Below are 2,354 nucleotides of genomic sequence, written 5' to 3' on the forward strand. Positions count from 1 at the left end.
ACGACTCCCTCCAGGTCCGCCTGGAAAGCGCCGGAACCCGCGCCATCCTCACCACCCAAAAGCACGTGCGCAAGGTCCGCAAAATCCTGGATTCCCTCCCGGCCCTGGAGACGGTTATCGTCGTGGACGGCGAGGAGGGCAAGCTCAAGCCCGGCGAGATTTTCTTCGACGTGGAGGCCGCCCCGCGCGTCGAGCGCTTCGACGTCTACCCCACCGGCCCCGAAACACCCTCGGTCCTCCACTACACCTCGGGCACCACCGGGCAGCCCAAGGGCGCCCAGCACGTCCACGACTCCATCTGGGCCCAGTACATCACCACCGAGTGGGTCCTGGACCTGACCTCGGGCGACGTCTACTGGTGCACCGCCGACCCCGGCTGGGTCACCGGCACCAGCTACGGCATCATCGGCCCCTGGAGCATGGGCGTCACGCAGTGCGTCCTCGACGAGGGCTTCAGCGCCGACCGCTGGTACCGCTTCATCCAGGACAACGGAATCTCCGTGTGGTATCTGGCAGACCGAGACCGGGGCGATAATGATCGCCAACTACCCCGGGATGCCCATCAAGCCGGGCTCCATGGGCAAGGCCTTTCCCGGCATCGAGGCCACGGTGCTGGACCTGAAAACCCACGAACCGATTACCGAGCCGGGCCGGGTGGGGCTCATCGCCTTCCGCCCCGGCTGGCCCGCCATGTTCCGCGCCTACCACGGGAAGCCCGACGTGTACCGCTCGAAGTTCGTCGGCGACGTGGACGACCGCGACCCCGACGACCTCCGCCAGGACAAGACCCTGTGGTACGTCTCCGGCGACCGGGCCTCCATAGACCCCGAGAGCTACTACTGGTTCGTGGGCCGCGACGACGACGTGATAAACACCGGCGGCCACCTGGTCGGCCCCTTCGAGATAGAGTCCGCCCTCATCGAGCACGAGGCCGTGGCCGAGGCCGCCGCCATCGGCAAGCCCGACGAGGTCAACATGGAGGTCGTCAAGGCCTTCGTCACCCTCAATCCGGGATACGAGCCCTCCGGCGACCTCGAGCTTTCGATAATGAACTACATCCGAAAAAAACTCTCGCCCCTGGCCATGCCCCAGGAGATAGAGTTCATGGACACGCTGCCGAAGACGCGGTCGGGGAAGATTCTGCGGCGCTATCTCCGCGCCCTGGAGTGGGGCGAGGACACCGGCGACCTCTCGACGCTGGAAGATGATTAATTTGTGTCGGACGGCGAGACAAGGGGCTTAAGCCCCTTGCCCCAGAGGTGGCGACAAGAGGCCACTGCCGGCCCCCCATGACAAACCCGACAAACTTGACAAACCCGATGAATCGGTCTATACTACGTCTGTACTTCCTCCCCGTTGGACTAGCCGAAGGCGTGAGCCGGAGGCCTCCAGCGGGGTATTTTTTACCCTAAGGTGAGTCCATGCGTTTTGAACCGCCAATCAAGCGAACCGCTGTGTTTATCGATGGACAGAATCTCTTCTATTCGGTATGCGAGGCTTTCGGATACACTTTTCCTAACTATGATGTAAGTAGATTGGCAGAGGAAATTTGCCGGAACAACGGGTGGCAAGTTTTATCTGTCAATTTCTATACAGGTGTTCCCTCCGCTAAGGATGATCCTTTTTGGAATTCGTTTTGGCAAAATAAACTTAAGATAATGGGTAAACGAGGTATAAATGTATATTCACGCTATATCAAATACCGGGAAAAAGCATTTAATTGTCCAAATTGTGGCATTGACTTTCCTGTTCGGTTTGGTCAAGAGAAAGGAATTGATCTTAGACTGGCTATTGATGCTATTAGGATGGCTAGAAATAACGAATACGATGTATGTATTATATTCAGCCAAGATCAAGACTTTACGGAATTGGTGAAAGAGTTAAAATCAATATCAATGGATGAAGATAAGTGGCTTAGAGTGGTTTGTGCATATCCGGTAAGCCAGAAGAAGACCAATACTCAAGGTATTCATGGTACACAATCAATCGAGATTGATAAAAAACTTTACGATTTATGTATTGACCCCTTAGACTACCGACCCAAGCTAACCCCGCCGGTTTGATACAGAAAGGAACGCCCATGTCCTGCGAGATGCACGAAACCGTCAGGCAGTACATCGTTGACGAATATGTTGACGAGGACGACGACATCGAGGTCACCAACGAGACGCCCATCATCTCCTCGGGGCTGGTGGACAGCTTCTCCATGGTCTCCCTCAAGGTCTTCCTGGAGAAGAAGTACAACATCAAGCTCCCCGACGAGGAGGCCACCCCCGAGGCCTTCGACACGGTGAACTCCATCGTGGAGCTGGTCAAGAAGTACCAGAAGTAGGACACCCCCCACCCCAACCCTC

The 2,354-nt window shown here is 56.8% G+C and carries 4 protein-coding genes; 3 read left to right on the top strand and 1 reads right to left on the bottom strand.

The annotated features are described in order from the left end of the window. The coding region (locus tag NTW26_11200) for a hypothetical protein (protein MCX7022815.1) at window positions 1–290 on the bottom strand (290 nt) is incomplete at its 3' end. 217 nt (window positions 291–507) lie between these two features. Between NTW26_11200 and NTW26_11205 the strand changes: the two genes are divergently transcribed. The 3 genes from NTW26_11205 to NTW26_11215 all read left to right on the top strand — a co-directional run bounded on the left by NTW26_11205 (window position 508) and on the right by NTW26_11215 (window position 2,332). Continuing rightward, entirely contained in the window at window positions 508–1,212 is a 705-nt protein-coding gene (locus tag NTW26_11205; GenBank protein MCX7022816.1) for an AMP-binding protein, read from the top strand. A gap of 209 nt (window positions 1,213–1,421) precedes the next feature. After that, window positions 1,422–2,063, top strand: coding sequence for an NYN domain-containing protein (locus tag NTW26_11210; protein MCX7022817.1), 642 nt, complete (start codon window positions 1,422–1,424; stop codon window positions 2,061–2,063). 17 nt (window positions 2,064–2,080) lie between these two features. Beyond that, complete coding sequence (locus NTW26_11215; protein MCX7022818.1) at window positions 2,081–2,332, top strand: acyl carrier protein; 252 nt, start codon at window positions 2,081–2,083, stop codon at window positions 2,330–2,332. Window positions 2,333–2,354 lie beyond the last annotated feature (22 nt).

It is taken from the genome of bacterium (assembly GCA_026398675.1).
Classification (GTDB): Bacteria; RBG-13-66-14; RBG-13-66-14; order RBG-13-66-14; family RBG-13-66-14; genus RBG-13-66-14.